The sequence below is a fragment of the Thermodesulfovibrio sp. 1176 genome (assembly GCF_029946585.1).
Classification (GTDB): domain Bacteria; phylum Nitrospirota; class Thermodesulfovibrionia; order Thermodesulfovibrionales; family Thermodesulfovibrionaceae; genus Thermodesulfovibrio.
Genome location: NZ_JARZRZ010000002.1, coordinates 285,350 through 302,747, shown reverse-complemented (window position 1 = coordinate 302,747; position 17,398 = coordinate 285,350). Strand labels below are relative to the sequence as shown.

Here is a 17,398-nt window from a genome sequence, read left to right as displayed (position 1 = left end):
ATTATAAGGTTTTGATTTTAATATAAATTATCGAACATTCTCATTTTTAACAACAGCAGGAGGATAAGATGAAAGCATCTGATATATGGAGAGAAATATTAAGCAAACCAAATAATAACAAAATTTTGTTAAAAAAGATAGAAAGACTCGCACAGGAAAATACTGCTCCTACAGAGATTCATTTCGGAACTTCTGGTTGGCGTGGTGAGATAGGCTCTGACTTTACAATGCAAAATGTAAGAGTTCTTACTCGAGCAATTATTGAAACAGTAAAAAGTGAGGATAAAAAAATTTTAAATGCAATGGGAGTAAACTCATACAATGAATTTAGAGAAAGAGGAGTTATTGTTGGACATGATACAAGAATCCTTGGACAAGATTTTGCTTATGAAGTAATAGGAATTTTACAATCTGAAGGTATAAATTGTTACTACGCAGGCGTTGCTTGTACACCAGAGTTTTCAGCAGCTGTGGTTGAGCTTAATGCAGCAGCCGCGATAAATCTTACTCCAAGTCATAATCCAGCAAACTACGGAGGATTCAAACTGAACCCTTCAGATGGAGGACCTGCCCCTGAAGAACTTACAAAGCCTATTGAAACCCTGGCAAATGAAATAATGAAAAAAGCTTCAGAAATAAAAAGCCTCCCACCAAAAGATATCAAAAAAATAGACCTTACAGAGTTTTATATAAAATTTTTGAAAAAAAGACAGGTCATTGATTTAGAAAAAATTAAGAATTTTATAGAAAAACAAAAACCATTATGCGCAATTGATCATATGTATGGAACAAGTAAGGGTAAACTTGCAAGAATTCTTTTTTTAAAACCAGGAACATTTATATGTTTAAGAAATGCTGAAGACCCCCTTTTTGAAGGATTATCACCAGAGCCAAGTGAGTCTAATTTAAAATTAGCTTTGTCTTATCTGAAAAAAGATTCGATAGGATTTGCTGCAATAATTGATCCAGACAGCGATAGAGTCCGTTTTGCTGACTTAAAAAGGCAAATTCCTATGAATTATTTTGGTGCAATGGTTTTTCATTATCTATACACTTATAAAGAGAGGCGCGGAATAGTGGTAAAAAGCGTTGGCACAAGCAATTTTGTTAATGCCATTGCAAAGGCTTTGGGGGTTTCTGTTTTAGAGACTAAGGTTGGATTTAAGCATTTTAGACCCTATCTTTTACCAGAAACAAAAGAAAAAGCAATTGTTGCTTTTGAAGAGTCAGACGGAATTTCAGTTCAAAATCATACCCTTGAAAAGGACGCAATATTCGGAGTTTTACTTGCCTTAGAAATGATGGCTACATTAAGGAAAAATCTGAGTGATTATCTTGAGGAAATTGAAGAAAAATATGGTAGATACTTCCCGGAAAGAACAGGAATAGAACTACCCCGTGAATCCTTCGGACCTCATATAAAAGAAAATGTATACGCCTTTGCAAAAAAATTCAAAAAAGGGGAAATTCTGGATTTAGGAGAATTAAAAAAAGAGATTTCAGAAATAATAACAATAGATGGAGTAAAAATCGTCTTTAAAGATAACTCATGGATAATGATTCGACCTTCAGGTACAGAGCCTAAGATAAGAATTTATATTGAAGCTTTATCTTCTGAAGAAAGGGAAATTCTAATAGAAAGAACAAAAAAATTAACAAACCAGATTTGTACAGGCAATATAATTTGTCTTTAAACTAATGAGCTGATATAATTTTCAAAAAGCTTTAAGCTCTCCTTATGTTTTTCTGTCAAATTATAATCCATGTTCTCTTTCCAGTAAAATAAGATTTCCTCTTCTGTCATAAACTTCCTCAAATAGTAATTTTTTATCATCTCCTGAGTATATTCTGTCCAGCGGTTTCTTGCATAAATAAGCCTGTCTCTGAATTTTGTATATATTCCATAAAGTTCGCTATCAGGTCTTGTAATTTCCTTTCTTACAATCCATAAAGCAAAAACAAAGGGAAGTCCTGTATACTGATACCATAGGTTAGCAAGGTCATAAACTTTTTTATTGTTTAAAATTTTTCTGTATCGCAAAGCATCATCCCCAATTAATAAAAAAGACTCACCCTTATAGGGTGCTGACGAAATATCGTACTTTGGTTTTAATCCTAAAAACTTTTCCAGTATAACTCTTAAAAGAATATGGGATGTGGCAGACTGGTCTGTAATTAAAATTTTTTTGCTATCAAGGGCTTTTAGCTGATTTTCTGTAAAAAAAAGAACGCTTCCTACATATTCCTTTGAACTTATACAAATTCCATCAACATAATCATAAAGTTCTTGATTAAGAAGATACTCAACAGAGGAAGAAGGACTTAAGTCAATTAGCTCATTTCTCAATGCCCAGTTAAGCTGAGAAGGTACTCCCTTTACAAGATGAATATCTTCAGTAAGTAAACCCTCTTTTTCAAGAACATAGAATATTGGATAAACATTAGCATATTGAATCCATCCAACTTTTAGTTTCATCCCTTTATAACTCCTAAAGGTCTTAGTTTTACAACTTTACGGGCAATTCCTGCATTATGAACAACATCAACAACATTTGATACATCCTTGTATGCATCTGGCATCTCTTCAGCAAGGGTTTCTTTACCAGCAGATCTTACAATTATCCCTTTTTGAGCCATTTCCTCTTTAATTGATCTTCCCTTTGCCTGCTTAATTGCCTGAGTTCTGCTAAGAAGTCTTCCAGCTCCATGACAAGTTGAACCAAAGGTCTCTTGCATTGCCCTTTCTTCTCCCACTAAAACAAAGGAAACCCTTCCCATATCGCCTGGAATTATTACAGGCTGTCCAATATTAAAGTAAACCTGAGGAAGCTCTGGATGACCTTTTGGAAAAGCCCTCGTTGCACCTTTTCTATGAACAACAAGTCGAACTTTTTTCCCATTTACTGTATGAATCTCTTCTTTTGCAATATTATGGGCTACATCAAAAACAACTGTCATTGCAAGATCCTTCGGTGAAAGTTTAAAGAGTCTAAGAAAAACTTCTCTTGTCCAGTGCATTAAACATTGCCTGTTTGCCCATGCATAATTAGCTGCCCCTTTCATTGCTGCAAAATATTTTTGTCCCTCTTTACTACGGAATGGAGCGCAAGCAAGCTCTTTATCAGGAAGTTCAATTCCGTATTTTTTTGCTGCCTGTAACATTTCTCTTACATAGTCATCACATATTTGATGACCAAAACCTCGTGAGCCACTATGTATCATTACTGTAATCTGATTTTTAAATAATCCCATAGTCTCAGCTATTTCAGGCTCATAGACCTCATCAACATACTGAACTTCAAGAAAATGATTGCCAGAGCCAAGAGTTCCTAATTGGTCTTTACCACGCTCGTAGGCTTTTTTGCTTATCACTTCAGGATCTGCACCTTCAAGACATCCATTTGATTCAATTTTTTGAAGGTCATCGGCTTCTCCATAGCCTTGTTCTACTGCCCATATTGCACCTTTACGAACAACCTTTTTTGCATCCTCAGGTGAAAGCTTGATTTTTCCCGTTGAACCAACTCCAGAAGGTATATGGGTATAAAGAAGATCAATAAGTTCTCTTATTTTTGGTTCAACTTCCTCTTTTGTAAGATTACTTTTAAGAAGCCTTACTCCACAGTTATGGACTACAATTCCATTTGCAATAAAGTTATGGGCATGATGCCTAACTCCCAAATCGTAAAGATGGCTGTAATTAGGAATATTTTGTTCTATCTTTATAATCCTATCCTTAACAAAACCGCCATTTAATCCAAAATTATTTATGTATTCTTTAAAATCCATAAATTTTTCAGGAATCCTCACTTCTTTTATGTCGCTGTATATCACTCTTTCTACAAATCTTTTGTTTACGATATCACTGACACTTTCATATGCCTTCTTTAAACTCTTGCTATCTCTATACGAAAGAATAGCTTTGGTCAGAGCATTTTGACGAACTTCTTTAACCTTTTTTTTCTTTTTAAGATAAGCATAGGCAAAGAGTGCCTGTTGTTTTTTCTTTAGATCATACTCGTAATTGATTTTTCCTGCAAAAATTCTTATATTTTCTTCTCCTACAATGGAAAGTCTATAAGTTATATTCTGCTTAGATTTAATTTTATAAATTACTGAATTGATACCAAATTCTTTTAGAATATTGGCAATATCATAAAGAAAATCCATAAGATTCTGTTTAAGTTCTTTCTTCTTTGTTTGAGTAATGTTTACAGGCAAAGGTGTACAGCTTTTAAATGTCAAAATACTTCCATCAGCGCCAAAGAATCCTGCTAAAAAGTTTCTTTTAATCCATAATGGAGCTTGTTTAATCCAATCAGGAATTCTATAGGAAAGTTCTGTTTTTTTGCCTAAAGGTAATCCAAGATTTTGTAGCAACACGGCAAAAGCTCTTGATGAAATTCTCAACTCAGCTGATTCAGTTTTCCCAGTATATTTGCCGCTAACTGTTTCAATTGAGTATTTTTTTTGCCTGATGTGTATGTTAGATGAAATTCCTAATTTATCAAGATCTTTTTTTAGTTCTCTTAGATTCTCTTCTTTTCCGTAAAAACTTAATGAAATTCGTCCCTGCATTTTTCCAAGATGCCCATCTCCTAAAGCAAAACCGAAAATTCTTGATAAAATACCCAATCTGTGGTCATTCCATTTAAGAGGCAAAAGATCCCTTTTTTTAAGATATTTAATAATTTGAGGATTTTTATCTGAAAAAATTTTTTCATCTAAAAGTATGCCTTCTTTTTCTTCATATTCAACCCCCTCAAAAGGATAGATAATCACATAATCATTTTCTTTTAAATCTGCTAAATTCATATATCCATGAGGTGTTAAAACTGGATGATCAAAACTTCCTTCAATTTCTTTCCCCATCTCTGTATAAATTTTAATTACAGATTCTTGCTCTTTCACAAATCTTTTAGTGGCAAGTAAAATCTCTGAAGAATCATTATGTCCTTCTGATAAATTATAGAGCTTCAATCTTTCTCCCTTAAATTTTTCAGGAATATTTTTAATTCTAATCCAGTAGCCATGTTCAGTTAAAATTTTTGAATCAGGACTTAGACAGTTTATATCGTAACCGACACCTCCAGGAGAGATAACCCCTTCCTCAGCATCAAAGGCAGCAACTCCGCCTATCGGGAAGCCATATCCTGTGTGAATATCTGGCATGGCAAGAGATTTTCCAACAATTCCAGGAAGGGTTGCAACATTTGCTACTTGACGGACTGAATCAAGTTCAAGGTCAGATTCAAGAACCTCATCAAGATAAATTATACCCTCCGTTTTCATTCCTTGAACAAAACCTTTAGGAACTTGAATTCTGTATGGATCTAATCTTATTGTTCCCTCAATTTTTGGCATAATCCACCTCCTTTTGTATTAAAATTTGTTCCAATCCTTATAATAAATTATAACAGGGTCTAAGTCCATTTTATTAAGATTTTTCAGTACTTCTGCCTCAGAATGATAAAAAAAGACATTGTAATGTCAGTTCAGAATATTTCATTAAGCATATATTATTAACATTTTTGTTAACTTTTCAAATTTTTCAAATATCAAAGATTATCTCGGCAATCCAGTGAGTGTTTTCCTGTTTTATGATTAGATTATGATAGGTAGCTGCTTTTATCAGAAGTCTACGCTCATGTTTTTTAGGATCAAAAGTTTCTCCATAAACTAATGCTTTAAGAGTATTTCTTTCAATTGTTAAATCAATAGCATTTCCAATAAACCCATAGGCATCAAATTGAAAAATCAATTCATTTAAATAACTAACAAGTAAAATTTCAATACTTTCCTCTGCAATTTCGATCTCTATTTGCTGTTTCTGCTTTATCTGATTTAAGTCTGTTATAAGACTATAAAGTCCTAATCCTGCATTAACAAAGCATTCCTGAAGAGTTCTACCTTCTGCTCTTAATCCTATATCACCTGCAACATCAATAACTCTATAGCTCATTTTAAACTTCTGATTGCATCTTCAATAAATTCCTTAACCTGCGGGTCTTCTTCTTTTTGTAAAGCTTCAATAAGTGCGGGCTTAGCTTCAAGAGAGCCAATTATTTCAAGAGCGTAAGCTGCATCACCACGAATATTTTTCTCTACTGAATTTAAAAGTTTAGTAATTTCTGGGATAATTTTATTTAGGCTTTCTGGATTTTTTTCCTTAATTTCCTCAATTATTGCAAAAGCACCAACCTTTACCCTTAATCTTTCATCTGCTAACATCTTAGGTATAAGAAAAATCTGCTCAGGTTCATGTTTAAAAAAGGTAATAATACTTTCAAGATAACCATTGTCAAGATAATCAAAAAGCATATCTTCAAAGGCTTTACCTTCCCAGTTTCCACCATTTCCATTCATAGAATCACCCATGCCAGTCTGATTTTATTTGCTTTCTTCCTCTCAGGTACTTTTCTGCACTTAAAGCAGCAATTGCTCCCTGTGCACAGGCAATTACAACCTGCCTTGCATAGGGACTTGCCACATCACCTGCTGCAAAAACTCCAGGTATATTTGTTTGCATAAAATTGTCTACTACAATAAAGCCTCTTTCATCAACTTTTATAGCTTCACCAAGAAAATCTGTTACTGGTTGGAAGCCTGCCATATAAACAAAAACTCCTGAAATTTCAATGTCTTTTTCAACCCCTTCTTTATCCTTGACAGTTATTCCTGTTACAAAATCCTGCCCATTAATTGTTTTTATTGAATAAGAAAGCATTATCTCAATCTTTTTATTTGAATATAATGGGTGGTCTCCTTCTACTTTTAATCGAGAAGAAGGAGTTATTAAATAAACCTTTTCTGCAAACTCTGTTAAATAATTCGCCTCTTTTACTGCTTCTTCGCTGTCACCAAGCACTGCAACATTTTTCCCTCTAAAAAAAGGAGCATCACAGACTGCACAATAACTTACACCTCTTCCAAGAAATTCTCCTTCACCAGGAATTGTAGGTTTTCTTCCCATAGCTCCTGTTGCTATTATAACTGTCTTGCCTGAATAAGAACCCTGCATTGTTATTACTTCCTTTGTTTCAGAGATTAAATTTACCCCCACCACTTGCTCTTCTTTATATTGAACTCCAAAGGATAATGCCTGATTAAGCATTATTTTGAGAAGTTCTTTGCCAGGAAGAGGTTTTTCAAGTCCTGGATAGTTTTCAATTAAAGAGGCATATGCAAGAGCTCCAGCAGTTTTTGATTTATTAATAATTAGAGTTTTTAAATTTGCCCTTGCAGAATAAATTCCTGCCGTAAGTCCCGCTGGACCTCCGCCAATTATTATTAAATCATAAATTTCAGACATTATTACCTCCTCCATCAAAAAAATTTCAAAATATTATAATATGTATCTCTCTGGGCAGGTTTAAAACCTACACTTTTTATTGCTTCAATTATTTCATTCATAGTTACTCTATAGGAAACTCCTGCTGATCTTACAACATTCTCTTCAAGCATTGTTGAACCAAAATCATTTGCGCCAAAGCGTAATCCTACTTGAGCAATCTTTATTCCCTGTGTTACCCATGAAACTTGAATATTTTTAAAGTTATCAAGATATATTCTGCTTAAAGAAAGTACCCTTAAATACTTTACTGAGCCTGCTGGCTGAAGCTCAGGATTTTCTTTTTTAAGTTCTGTATTTAAAGGCTGAAAACTCCAAGGAATAAAAGCTGTAAATCCACCTGTTTCATCTTGAAGCTCTCTTATTGCATCTAAATGTTCAATTATGTCTTCCTCTGCTTCTATGCTTCCAAACATCATTGTTGCTGAAGTTCTCATCCCCAGTTTGTGAGCTTCTCTCATCACATTTAACCATTCTGCTGAATTAATCTTATTTGGTGACTGAATCCTTCTTACTCTATCACTTAAAATTTCTGCTCCACCACCAGGAATTGAATCAAGCCCGGCACACTTAAGTCTCTGAAGCACTTCTTTTACCGTAATGCCCTCTTTTTTTGCAAGAAAAGAAATTTCAGGCGGAGAAAACCCATGAACATGAATATTAAAACTACTTTTTATAAATTTAAGCATATCAATATAAAAATCAAGAGCTAAATCTGGATGAACACCACCCTGAAGAAGAATCTGAGTTCCTCCTAATGCAAGGGTCTCTTCAATCTTCTGAGCAAGTTCATCTTTTGAAATAATATATGCTTCAGGATGCTCCTTTGGTCTCCAAAAAGCACAGAATTTACACTTATTAATGCATATGTTTGTATAATTTATGTTCCTGTCTACAACAAAAGTAACAATTCCTTGTGGATGAAGTTTTTGTCTTATTTCATCCGCTCTTTGAGCAAGCTCATAAATTGATAATTCTTTAAGCATCTCAACTGCTTCTTTTTTGCTTACTCTTACCATAGCTTTACCACATTATAAAAACTGTCTCTTTCAACAGGAATTTTACCAACTTCCCTTATCATACTTATTATCTCCTTAAGTGTTAAACCCCTTTTAGAACGAGCACCTGCTGAGTGGGCAATTTTTTCTTCTATAACTGTTCCTTCAAGACAATCAGCACCATAAAGCAAAGAAAGTTGGGCAAGTTTTTCACCAAGCATTATCCAGTAAGCTTTTATGTGAGGAATATTGTCAAGAAAAAGCCTTGATATAGCAATTGTTTTTAAATCATCAATTCCACTTGGGTAAAGAACCTTAATCTCTGTGTTTTGAGGTTGATAACTAAGAGGAATAAAAGCAAGGAATCCGCCTGTTTCATCCTGAAGTTCTCTAAGCTTTAATAAATGGTCAACCCTGTGTTCAAAGGATTCTAAATGTCCGTAAAGCATCGTAGCATTTGTCTTTATACCAAGGCTGTGAGCAGTCTTTATAATTTCAAGCCAGCGTTTACCTGATATTTTTTCAGGACATATTATGTTTCTTATTTCAGGATTAAATATTTCTGCTCCACCACCTGGCATTATATCAAGCCCTGCGGATTTAAGTTTTAAAAGGGTTTCTTCAATACTAAAATTTGCAATTTTTGAAAAATAATCAATCTCCACAGCAGTGAAAGCTTTTATGCCTATATGTGGAAACTCCTTTTTTATTGACTGAAGCATGTCAAGATAGTATCGGAAATCCCATTCTGGATGTAAGCCTGAAACAATGTGAACCTCTTTAACATATCCTACTGACTGTGAAACCTCTTTAAGCCTGTCTATAATTTCTTTAATTGTCATTTCATAAGCATCTGGATCACCCTTTGAGCGAGAGAAAGCGCAAAATTTACAACGATTAACACAAATATTCGTAGGATTTATGTGTATGTTTATGATAAAATAAACTTTGTCATTATTTATCTTTCTTGATACATAATCAGCTAACTTTCCAATATTATGAATTTCTTCTGACCGAAAAAGATATAAAGCATCTTCTTTTGATAGCCGTTCGCCAACTATTATTTTTCTTTCAATATCAGAAAACATAACTTATTATAGCACTGCTCATTGATTTATTTTAAGAATTCATTTAAAATTTTAATAATTTACCTTTAAAGGGGTTTATATGTTCAGAAAAGTTTTAATTGCAAATAGGGGAGAGATTGCATTAAGAATTATAAGAGCCTGTAAAGAGCTCGGAATTCGTACAGTTGCAATATACTGTGAACCCGATGCAACATCAAGATATGTTAAAAAAGCTGATGAATCCTATCTCGTAACTCCTGGACCTCTTAGAGGCTATCTAAATATCTATGGAATAATAGAACTTGCAAAAAATGTTGGTTGTGATGCCATTCATCCAGGCTATGGGTTTCTTTCGGAAAATCCTCAGTTCGCCGAAGCATGCTTTCAGGCTGGAATGACCTTTATCGGTCCAAATCCAGAAGCAATAAGGAAAATGGGACTGAAAGATGAAGCCCGTAAAATTGCTGAAAAGATAGGAATTCCATTATTGCCTGGCACACCTCCTTTGAATAACATAGATGAAGCAGTAAGTGCAGCCAGAGAAATTGGTTATCCAGTAATGGTTAAAGCTGTTGCAGGAGGTGGTGGAAGGGGTTTGAGGATCTGCTATGATGAAGAGGCTTTACGCAGACAAATACCAATTGCCATGTCAGAGGCAAAAAAAGCCTTTGGAGATGACAGAGTTTTCATAGAAAAATATCTTCAAAGACCCCATCATATTGAAATTCAGATAATGGCGGATAAATATGGAAACATAATTCATCTTGGAGAAAGGGACTGCTCAATTCAGAGAAGGCATCAGAAGCTAATTGAAATCGCTCCCTCATTGCTACTCACAGAAAAAGTAAGGGCTCAGATGGGCGAGGCAGCTAAAAAACTTGCCTACGAAGTTGGCTACGATAATGTTGGAACCGTAGAATTTCTTGTTGATGAAAATCTTAATTTTTACTTCCTTGAGATGAATACAAGAATTCAAGTTGAACATACAATTACAGAAGAAATTACAGGCATTGATCTTGTACAAAATATGATAAAAATTGCCTATGGTGAACCCCTTGAGATAAAGCAGTATGAAATAACTCTAAATGGATATGCTATACAGTGCAGAATTAATGCTGAAGACCCTCTGAATGATTTTCTTCCCTCCACAGGTATTATTACTGCTTATTATTCTCCAGGCGGTTTCGGGATAAGAATTGACGGACATGTAACTGAGGGTTACAATGTTCCTCCCTATTATGATTCCCTCTTAGCAAAGCTTATAGCCCGAGGAAGAACATGGGATGAAGCAGTAAGAAGGATGCATCGTGCCTTAAGTGAATATATTATAAGAGGTGTAAAAACAACAATCCCTCTATATATCAAAATTATGGAAGATGATGACTTCCGTAAAGGTAATTTCAGCACAAAATATATTGAAGAAAAGCTTAATAGTCTTCTTTATACTGAAGAAAAAGAACCCTTTGATATAGCAGTAATTCTTAGCGCTGCAATTGTTGCTCATAGCAGGGTTTAATATAAATTTGTGAGGTGTGATATGAATCAAGTAAAAATAATGGATACTACATTGAGGGATGCCCATCAGAGCCTCCATGCAACAAGACTTAAACTTGAAGATATAGTGCCAATTGCTGAAAAACTTGACCAGGTTGGCTTTCATTCTCTTGAAGTATGGGGTGGAGCTACCTTTGACAGTTGCCTTAGATTCCTTAGGGAAGACCCTTGGGAGAGATTAAGGACTCTCAGGGCACTCATTAAAAATACAAAATTACAAATGCTTCTTAGGGGACAAAATCTTGTTGGATACAGACACTATCCTGATGATGTAGTGGAAAAATTTGTTGCAAAAACCATTGAAAACGGCATTGATATACTTAGAATTTTTGATGCTCTAAATGACCTTAGAAATATGGAAAAATCAATTTCTGCCACATTAAAGTATAGTGGAACTGTTGAAGCAGCCTTTTGCTATACAATTGGACCAATTTACACAATTGATTATTTTGTTGATCTTGCAAAAAAACTTAGAGACATGGGTGCTCACATTATTTGCATCAAGGATATGGCAGGACTTCTTGACCCTTATACTGCTTACGAACTTGTAAAAAGATTAAAAGAACAAATTGATTTACCAATTCACTTACATACCCATGACACAGCTGGCATGGCTGTAGCTACTACAATCAAAGCAATTGAGGCAGGTGTTGATATTGTAGATACAGCAATTTCAACAATGGCAGGGGGTACGTCTCAACCACCTCTTGAAACAATATGCCACATTTTAAAAGGCACCGAAAGAGAGCCTCGTTTTAATATGGAACTTCTTGATGAGATTGCAGACTACTTTTATGAAACAAGGAAAAAATATAAACACCTTGAAAGTGAATATATAGGACCAGACCCAAAAGTCATTGTATATCAAGTTCCTGGCGGCATGTTAAGCAATCTTGTTAATCAACTTAGAGAGCAAAATGCCCTTCACAGAATAAAAGAAGTAATGGAAGAAATTCCACGTGTAAGAGAAGACTTCGGTTATCCTCCCCTTGTTACTCCGTCAAGTCAGATTGTAGGAACGCAGGCAACTTTGAATGTTTTAACTGGCGAAAGATACAAAATGGTTACAACAGAGACTAAAAACTACTTTAAAGGTTTATACGGTAAACCCCCTGCACCTGTAAATGAAGAAGTCAGAAAAAAAATTCTTGGGGATGAAGAATTTATAACCTGTAGACCTGCAGACCTTCTTCAGCCTGAGTTTGAAAAGGCAAAATCTGAGCTTAAAGATAAAGCTAAATCCGATGAAGATGTTCTTAGTTACTGTCTATTCCCTAAGATCTTCCTTGAATTTCTTGAAGCAAAGGAAAAGGGAATTAAAGAAGAGATTACACCAGCTAAAAAAGAAGATATTAAACCTGCACCAAGCCTTGCACCAACTGAGTTTCTAATAAATCTTTACGGTGAATCCTATCATGTTAAAGTTGGTGGTAAAGGGCATAAAGTTGATGGTAAAAGACCCTATTTTCTCTATGTTAATAATCAGCTTGTAGAAGTCATCGTTGAGCCACTACAGGAAATTGTCCCAAGTGAAGAAGGAAAGGTTGAAATTAAACCAAAGGAATCTGTAAGACCAAGACCATCAGAGCCTGGAGATATTACAAGTCCAATGCCTGGTACAGTTGTTAAAATTAAGGTTAAAAAGGGTGATAACGTCAATGCAGGGGATACAGTTGTCATAGTTGAGGCAATGAAGATGGAGAATGAGATTCATTCGCCTATAAATGGAGCAGTGGAAGAAATTTACATAAAAGAGGGTGACATGGTCAACCCAGATGAAGTAATGATAAGGATAAAATAATGGAATTTACAGGTATTTTAAGACAGATTTTAATTTCAGCACCTGCAATACTTATTGCAATTGTTTTTCATGAACTTGCCCATGGATGGGTAGCCTACAGACTTGGTGATAACACAGCAAAACTTTCAGGAAGGCTTACTTTAAATCCAATATCGCATATTGATCCTTTTGGAACAATAATAATGCCCTTTATGTTACTTATACTCACAAGCGGACAATGGGTTTTTGGATATGCAAAGCCTGTCCCTGTAAATCCATATAATTTCAAAAATCCCAAAACAGGAATGGCACTTACAGCTGCAGGAGGTCCTGTAGCTAATATCTTGGTTGCCATATTTTGCACAATTTTGCTTAAATGGATTGTTTTACCTTTTACAGGATTAATACCACATTTCATTTTTGACCCTCTAATACTAATTCTTAAAGCCACAATAATGATAAACATTATTCTTGCAGCCTTTAATCTTATCCCAATTCCACCTCTTGACGGAGGAAGAATACTTATGGGAGTTTTACCTCTTAGGTATTCTCAAATGATGGAGAAAATTGAGCCCTTTGGCTCTTTAATTGTTATATTTATGATAATCACAGGATTAACAAGCATTTTTGTATGGCCATTAGTGAAACTTTTTTTTAATATTCTCTCATTTTTTTAATTGGAGGAAGAATGGACAGAGTATTAAGCGGGATGCAACCAAGCGGACCACTTCATCTTGGAAACCTTATTGGTGCTCTTTCAAACTGGGTAAGGCTTCAAGATAAATATGACTGCTACTTTTTCGTAGCAGACTGGCATGCCCTTACCACAGGATATGGAAATCCTTCAAAAATAAAAGATTACACAATTGACCTGCTTATGAACTTTATATCAGCTGGCCTTGATCCTGAAAAATCAACAATATTTATTCAGTCACAGGTTCCTCAACATGCAGAATTACATATATTTTTAAGTATGATAACACCTCTTGGATGGCTTGAAAGAGTTCCCACCTACAAAGAAAAAAAGGAACAAATAAAAGATAAAGACCTTGATACCTATGGATTTTTAGGATACCCAGTGCTTCAAACAGCCGATATTATTATTTATCGAGCAAAGTATGTTCCTGTTGGAATTGATCAGGTACCCCATCTTGAGATTTCCCGAGAGATTGCGAGAAGATTCAACTATCTTTATGGAAAGGAATTTTTCCCTGAACCTGAAGCACTCCTTACAGAGTTTCCAAAGGTTCCAGGTGTAGATGGAAGAAAGATGTCAAAAAGCTATGGAAATGCCATATATTTAAGCGATGATGAAAAAACAGTAACTGAAAAATTAAGAACAATGGTTACAGACCCGGCGCGTAAAAGAAGAACAGACAAAGGAGATCCAGCAAAATGTCCTGTCTTTGATTTACATAAAATTTTTTCAAATGATGTTGAGAAAAAAGAAGTAACAGAAGGATGCACAACAGCATCAATTGGATGTATTGACTGTAAAAAAATACTTATAAATCATGTAATTGAAACATTAAATCCAATCTGGGAGAAAAGACAACAGTTGATTGATAATCCTTCTAAGCTTATTGAAATTGCTTCTGAAGGCTCAAAAAAGGCAAAAAAAGTTGCAAAAGAAACTCTTAAAGAGATGAAGGAGGTCATTGGTTGGATTTCTTGAGATATGCCCGTCAGATGCTCATTGATGGATGGGGTGAGCAAGGTCAAAAAAAGTTAAAAAATTCCACTGTATTTATTGCTGGTGCAGGTGGACTTGGAAGTCCTGTATCAATATATCTTGCTGTTGCAGGAGTTGGGAAAATTATTATATGTGATTTTGATTCTGTTGAAGTAACAAATCTTAACAGACAAATACTTCACAGTCACACAAGAATAGGAATAAATAAAGCGCTTTCAGCAAAAATAACCCTTACAGCCATAAACCCTGATGTTGAAGTAATTCCAATTACTTCAAAGATTACATCAGAAAATGCCTTTGAACTTATTGGAGACTCCCAGATAATAATGGATTGCATGGATAATCTTGAAACAAGATATATACTTAATGAAGTAGCTATTAAAAAAAGCATTCCTCTTGTCTTTGGTGCAATTTATGGAATTCAGGGAATGCTCAGTTTCATTCAGCCTCCCGAAACACCCTGTCTTAAATGTCTTTTCCCTGAAGCACCTCCGAAAGAAACCTTTCCCGTAGTTGGTGCAACTCCAGGAGTAATTGGTGCTCTTCAGGCATTAGAAGCAATAAAATACCTTGTCGGAATTGGTAAACTTTTGAAAAACAAGCTTTTAGTTTGGGACGGAATGAGCTGTGATTTCAAAACCTTTAAAGCCCAAAAAGATCCTTCATGTATAGTATGTGGTAAATAAGGAGAAACTATGGAATTCATAAGTGATTTTTTTTACTTTTTAATTAAACCTGTGGATAATGAAAAACACATTTATTGTTCTGGTGTTAACATAACAAAATTTTCTCCTATTACGAAGGGAAGGCATAGACTTGGACAAAATCCTGCTGTAAAGGGACTTCAAAATCTTAATAATGACATTAGAGCAATTATAATTGAAAACAAAGCTACACCTGAGACAGTAAAAAATCTTCTTTGCCATCATGTAAAACCCATAAAAGAAGACCTATGGTATACAGAATCTTTTTTAGTTCACAACTATTCAGAAGATTTAGGAGAGAAAATAAAAAAGTTTGCACCCTCTGAATTACTGCGAAAAATGTTCAGAGCAATGGTAATAAATGAGACTGTTCCAGAGAATTTTTCACCACAGGATTTTCAGGAATATCTTTATAAAATTTCTAAAAAATTTTCAGAATAGAGGATCAAAAACAGATAAATCTATCACATGTAACCATTAATTCATATAAATCCTTTTGTCCACCTTTTTGACATATCTCGCCTCCTTCAATTCCTCTTAATCCCATACTTTTCTGACAGCCGATAATTTTCCCTCCACCAAGGACAAAACTTTTTGCTAATTCCTTAATATTAAACTTTTCCGAGTCAGCTTCTTCATAGGCAGTTGCCTTTGAATTTAAGAATATTATTACTTCATTGTCATAATCCATATTCAAGCACAGCACTCCAAAACGAAAGGCATTCCATAAGGTCTCTGGCTCATTTGTTGATATAAGTATGCCAATTTTCATCCCTATCTCCTGCAATTCTTAGTGTTTGATACCTTTTACTAACCAAGTTATTCTATAATATCCTTAAAGAGCAGAGATTGTAAATAGGGTAATAAACATGGAGGGTAAATGAATAAAAAAACGCTTATTGAATGGGACAAAAATTATATCTGGCATCCCTTTACTCAAATGAAATACTGGCTTCAAGAAGAACCTACAATCATTATAGAAGGAAAGGACTGTTTTATCAAAGACATTGATGGCAAATGGTATCTTGACGGAGTATCATCTCTCTGGGTAAATATTCATGGACATAGAAGAACAGAAATAGATGAAGCAGTAAAAGTACAACTGGATAAAATTGCTCATTCAACATTACTTGGACTATCTAATGAACCAAGCATTGTTTTAGCAAAAAAACTTGCTGAGTTACTTGAAAATGCTCTTCCATGGGGTGAACCTCTTAAAAAAATATTTTACTCTGATAATGGCTCAACAGCTGTTGAAATTGCCCTTAAAATTGCCTATCAATACTGGGTAAATCTTGGAGTTAAAGGAAAAGACACCTTTGTAAGCCTTAAAGAAGGATATCATGGAGATACAATCGGTGCTGTAAGTGTTGGAGGAGTTGAACTTTTCCATCAGGTTTATAAACCTCTGTTAAATAAATCAATTCAAGCACCTGCTCCCTATTGTTATCGTTGCGAACTGGGACTTAGCTATCCAGATTGTGGATTAGGTTGTTTAAAAGAGATGGAAAAAATACTTAAAGAAAATCAAAATAATATTATTGCAGTTATAGTAGAACCCCTTGTCCAATGTGCTGGCGGAATAATTGTTTGGCCTCAGGGGTATTTAAAGGGATTAAGAGAACTTTGTAATAAATACGAAATATTACTTATTGCAGATGAAGTGGCAACAGGATTTGGAAGAACAGGGAAAATGTTTGCCTGTGAACATGAAGAAGTGACCCCAGATATTATCTGCCTTAGCAAAGGAATTACTAATGGATATATGCCGTTAGCAGTTACTGCAGTCAAAGAAAAAATATTTGATGCTTTTTTAGGTGAAATTGAAGAGATAAAAACCTTTTATCATGGACATTCCTATACGGGAAATCCTTTAGCTTGTGCAGCAGCTATAGCAAATCTTGAAATATTTGAAAAGGATAAAACTCTTGAAAGTCTTCCACCAAAAATTGAACTATTAAGGGAAGAACTCTCTGAGATAGGAAAATTAGAACATGTGGGCGATGTAAGACAAAAAGGAATGATTGCAGGAGTGGAGCTTGTAAAAGATAAAACAACAAAAGAACCCTTTCCATGGAAAGAGCAGACTGGCTGGAAAGTAGTAAAAGCAGCAAGAAAACATGGGGTATGGTTAAGACCCCTTGGAGATATTATTGTTATAATTCCTCCACTTATTATTTCAGAGGAAAACCTTAAGGGGTTGCTTAAGGTAATAAAAGATTGTATAATTGAAATAACTTTATAAAAGGAG

General features: G+C 34.7%; 16 protein-coding genes. 8 read left to right on the top strand and 8 right to left on the bottom strand.

Translation table 11 applies throughout. The features are described from left to right. Positions 1-68 precede the first annotated feature (68 nt). The gene (locus QI155_RS05410) at positions 69-1,694 is read left to right on the top strand and encodes a phosphomannomutase (protein ID WP_068861332.1); all 1,626 of its coding nucleotides are present in this window, start codon (positions 69-71) and stop codon (positions 1,692-1,694) included. On the opposite strand, the gene QI155_RS05405 is transcribed toward QI155_RS05410, so the two are convergent. From QI155_RS05405 to mqnE, 7 genes are all read right to left on the bottom strand, one after another. Beyond that, positions 1,691-2,476 carry a menaquinone biosynthesis protein gene (locus QI155_RS05405; protein ID WP_281321245.1) on the bottom strand — a complete coding sequence of 262 codons (786 nt, stop codon included), beginning with the start codon at positions 2,474-2,476 and terminating at the stop codon, positions 1,691-1,693. The genes QI155_RS05410 and QI155_RS05405 overlap by 4 nt on opposite strands. Continuing rightward, positions 2,473-5,364, bottom strand: coding sequence for an intein-containing RctB family protein (locus tag QI155_RS05400; RefSeq protein WP_281321244.1), 2,892 nt, complete (start codon positions 5,362-5,364; stop codon positions 2,473-2,475). Before QI155_RS05400 ends, QI155_RS05405 begins: the two co-directional genes overlap by 4 nt. A 187-nt stretch (positions 5,365-5,551) precedes the next feature. After that, positions 5,552-5,962, bottom strand: coding sequence for an archease (locus QI155_RS05395; RefSeq protein WP_281321243.1), 411 nt, complete (start codon positions 5,960-5,962; stop codon positions 5,552-5,554). Further along, positions 5,959-6,366, bottom strand: a complete 408-nt coding sequence (locus QI155_RS05390; RefSeq protein ID WP_281321242.1) for a HEAT repeat domain-containing protein — start codon at positions 6,364-6,366, stop codon at positions 5,959-5,961. The genes QI155_RS05395 and QI155_RS05390 overlap by 4 nt, the downstream gene beginning before the upstream one ends. Before the next feature lie 4 nt (positions 6,367-6,370). Further along, positions 6,371-7,312: an FAD-dependent oxidoreductase gene (locus QI155_RS05385; protein ID WP_068861337.1), complete on the bottom strand. Its 942-nt coding sequence runs from the start codon at positions 7,310-7,312 to the stop codon at positions 6,371-6,373. A 14-nt stretch (positions 7,313-7,326) separates the two neighbouring features. Next, positions 7,327-8,370 carry a cyclic dehypoxanthinyl futalosine synthase gene (gene mqnC / locus QI155_RS05380; RefSeq protein WP_068861338.1) on the bottom strand — a complete coding sequence of 348 codons (1,044 nt, stop codon included), beginning with the start codon at positions 8,368-8,370 and terminating at the stop codon, positions 7,327-7,329. Further along, positions 8,364-9,437, bottom strand: coding sequence for an aminofutalosine synthase MqnE (mqnE, locus tag QI155_RS05375; RefSeq protein ID WP_068861339.1), 1,074 nt, complete (start codon positions 9,435-9,437; stop codon positions 8,364-8,366). Before mqnE ends, mqnC begins: the two co-directional genes overlap by 7 nt. Positions 9,438-9,516: 79 nt before the next feature. Here mqnE and accC point away from each other — a divergent pair, with 79 nt between their 5' ends. The 6 genes from accC to QI155_RS05345 are packed head-to-tail and all read left to right on the top strand — an operon-like array spanning position 9,517 to position 15,588. Further along, positions 9,517-10,932: an acetyl-CoA carboxylase biotin carboxylase subunit gene (gene accC, locus QI155_RS05370; protein ID WP_068861340.1), complete on the top strand. Its 1,416-nt coding sequence runs from the start codon at positions 9,517-9,519 to the stop codon at positions 10,930-10,932. A 21-nt stretch (positions 10,933-10,953) separates the two neighbouring features. After that, positions 10,954-12,771, top strand: a complete 1,818-nt coding sequence (gene oadA / locus QI155_RS05365) for a sodium-extruding oxaloacetate decarboxylase subunit alpha (protein WP_281321241.1) — start codon at positions 10,954-10,956, stop codon at positions 12,769-12,771. Next, positions 12,771-13,427 (top strand): site-2 protease family protein, encoded by a 657-nt coding sequence (locus QI155_RS05360; RefSeq protein ID WP_068860634.1) that lies wholly within the window; start codon positions 12,771-12,773, stop codon positions 13,425-13,427. The genes oadA and QI155_RS05360 overlap by 1 nt, the downstream gene beginning before the upstream one ends. 11 nt (positions 13,428-13,438) lie before the next feature. Beyond that, complete coding sequence (trpS, locus tag QI155_RS05355) at positions 13,439-14,425, top strand: tryptophan--tRNA ligase (RefSeq protein WP_068860632.1); 987 nt, start codon at positions 13,439-13,441, stop codon at positions 14,423-14,425. Continuing rightward, the gene (locus QI155_RS05350; protein WP_083200102.1) at positions 14,413-15,129 is read left to right on the top strand and encodes a HesA/MoeB/ThiF family protein; all 717 of its coding nucleotides are present in this window, start codon (positions 14,413-14,415) and stop codon (positions 15,127-15,129) included. The genes trpS and QI155_RS05350 overlap by 13 nt, the downstream gene beginning before the upstream one ends. Before the next feature lie 9 nt (positions 15,130-15,138). Then, positions 15,139-15,588 (top strand): hypothetical protein, encoded by a 450-nt coding sequence (locus tag QI155_RS05345; protein WP_068860629.1) that lies wholly within the window; start codon positions 15,139-15,141, stop codon positions 15,586-15,588. A 4-nt stretch (positions 15,589-15,592) separates the two neighbouring features. Here QI155_RS05345 and QI155_RS05340 read toward each other — a convergent pair whose 3' ends face one another. Beyond that, a complete protein-coding gene (locus QI155_RS05340) occupies positions 15,593-15,919 on the bottom strand; it encodes a DsrE family protein (protein WP_068860626.1) in 327 nt (108 codons plus the stop codon). A 108-nt stretch (positions 15,920-16,027) separates the two neighbouring features. On the opposite strand from QI155_RS05340, the gene bioA reads away from it, so the two are divergent. Further along, positions 16,028-17,392 carry an adenosylmethionine--8-amino-7-oxononanoate transaminase gene (gene bioA, locus QI155_RS05335; protein WP_281321240.1) on the top strand — a complete coding sequence of 455 codons (1,365 nt, stop codon included), beginning with the start codon at positions 16,028-16,030 and terminating at the stop codon, positions 17,390-17,392. Positions 17,393-17,398 lie beyond the last annotated feature (6 nt).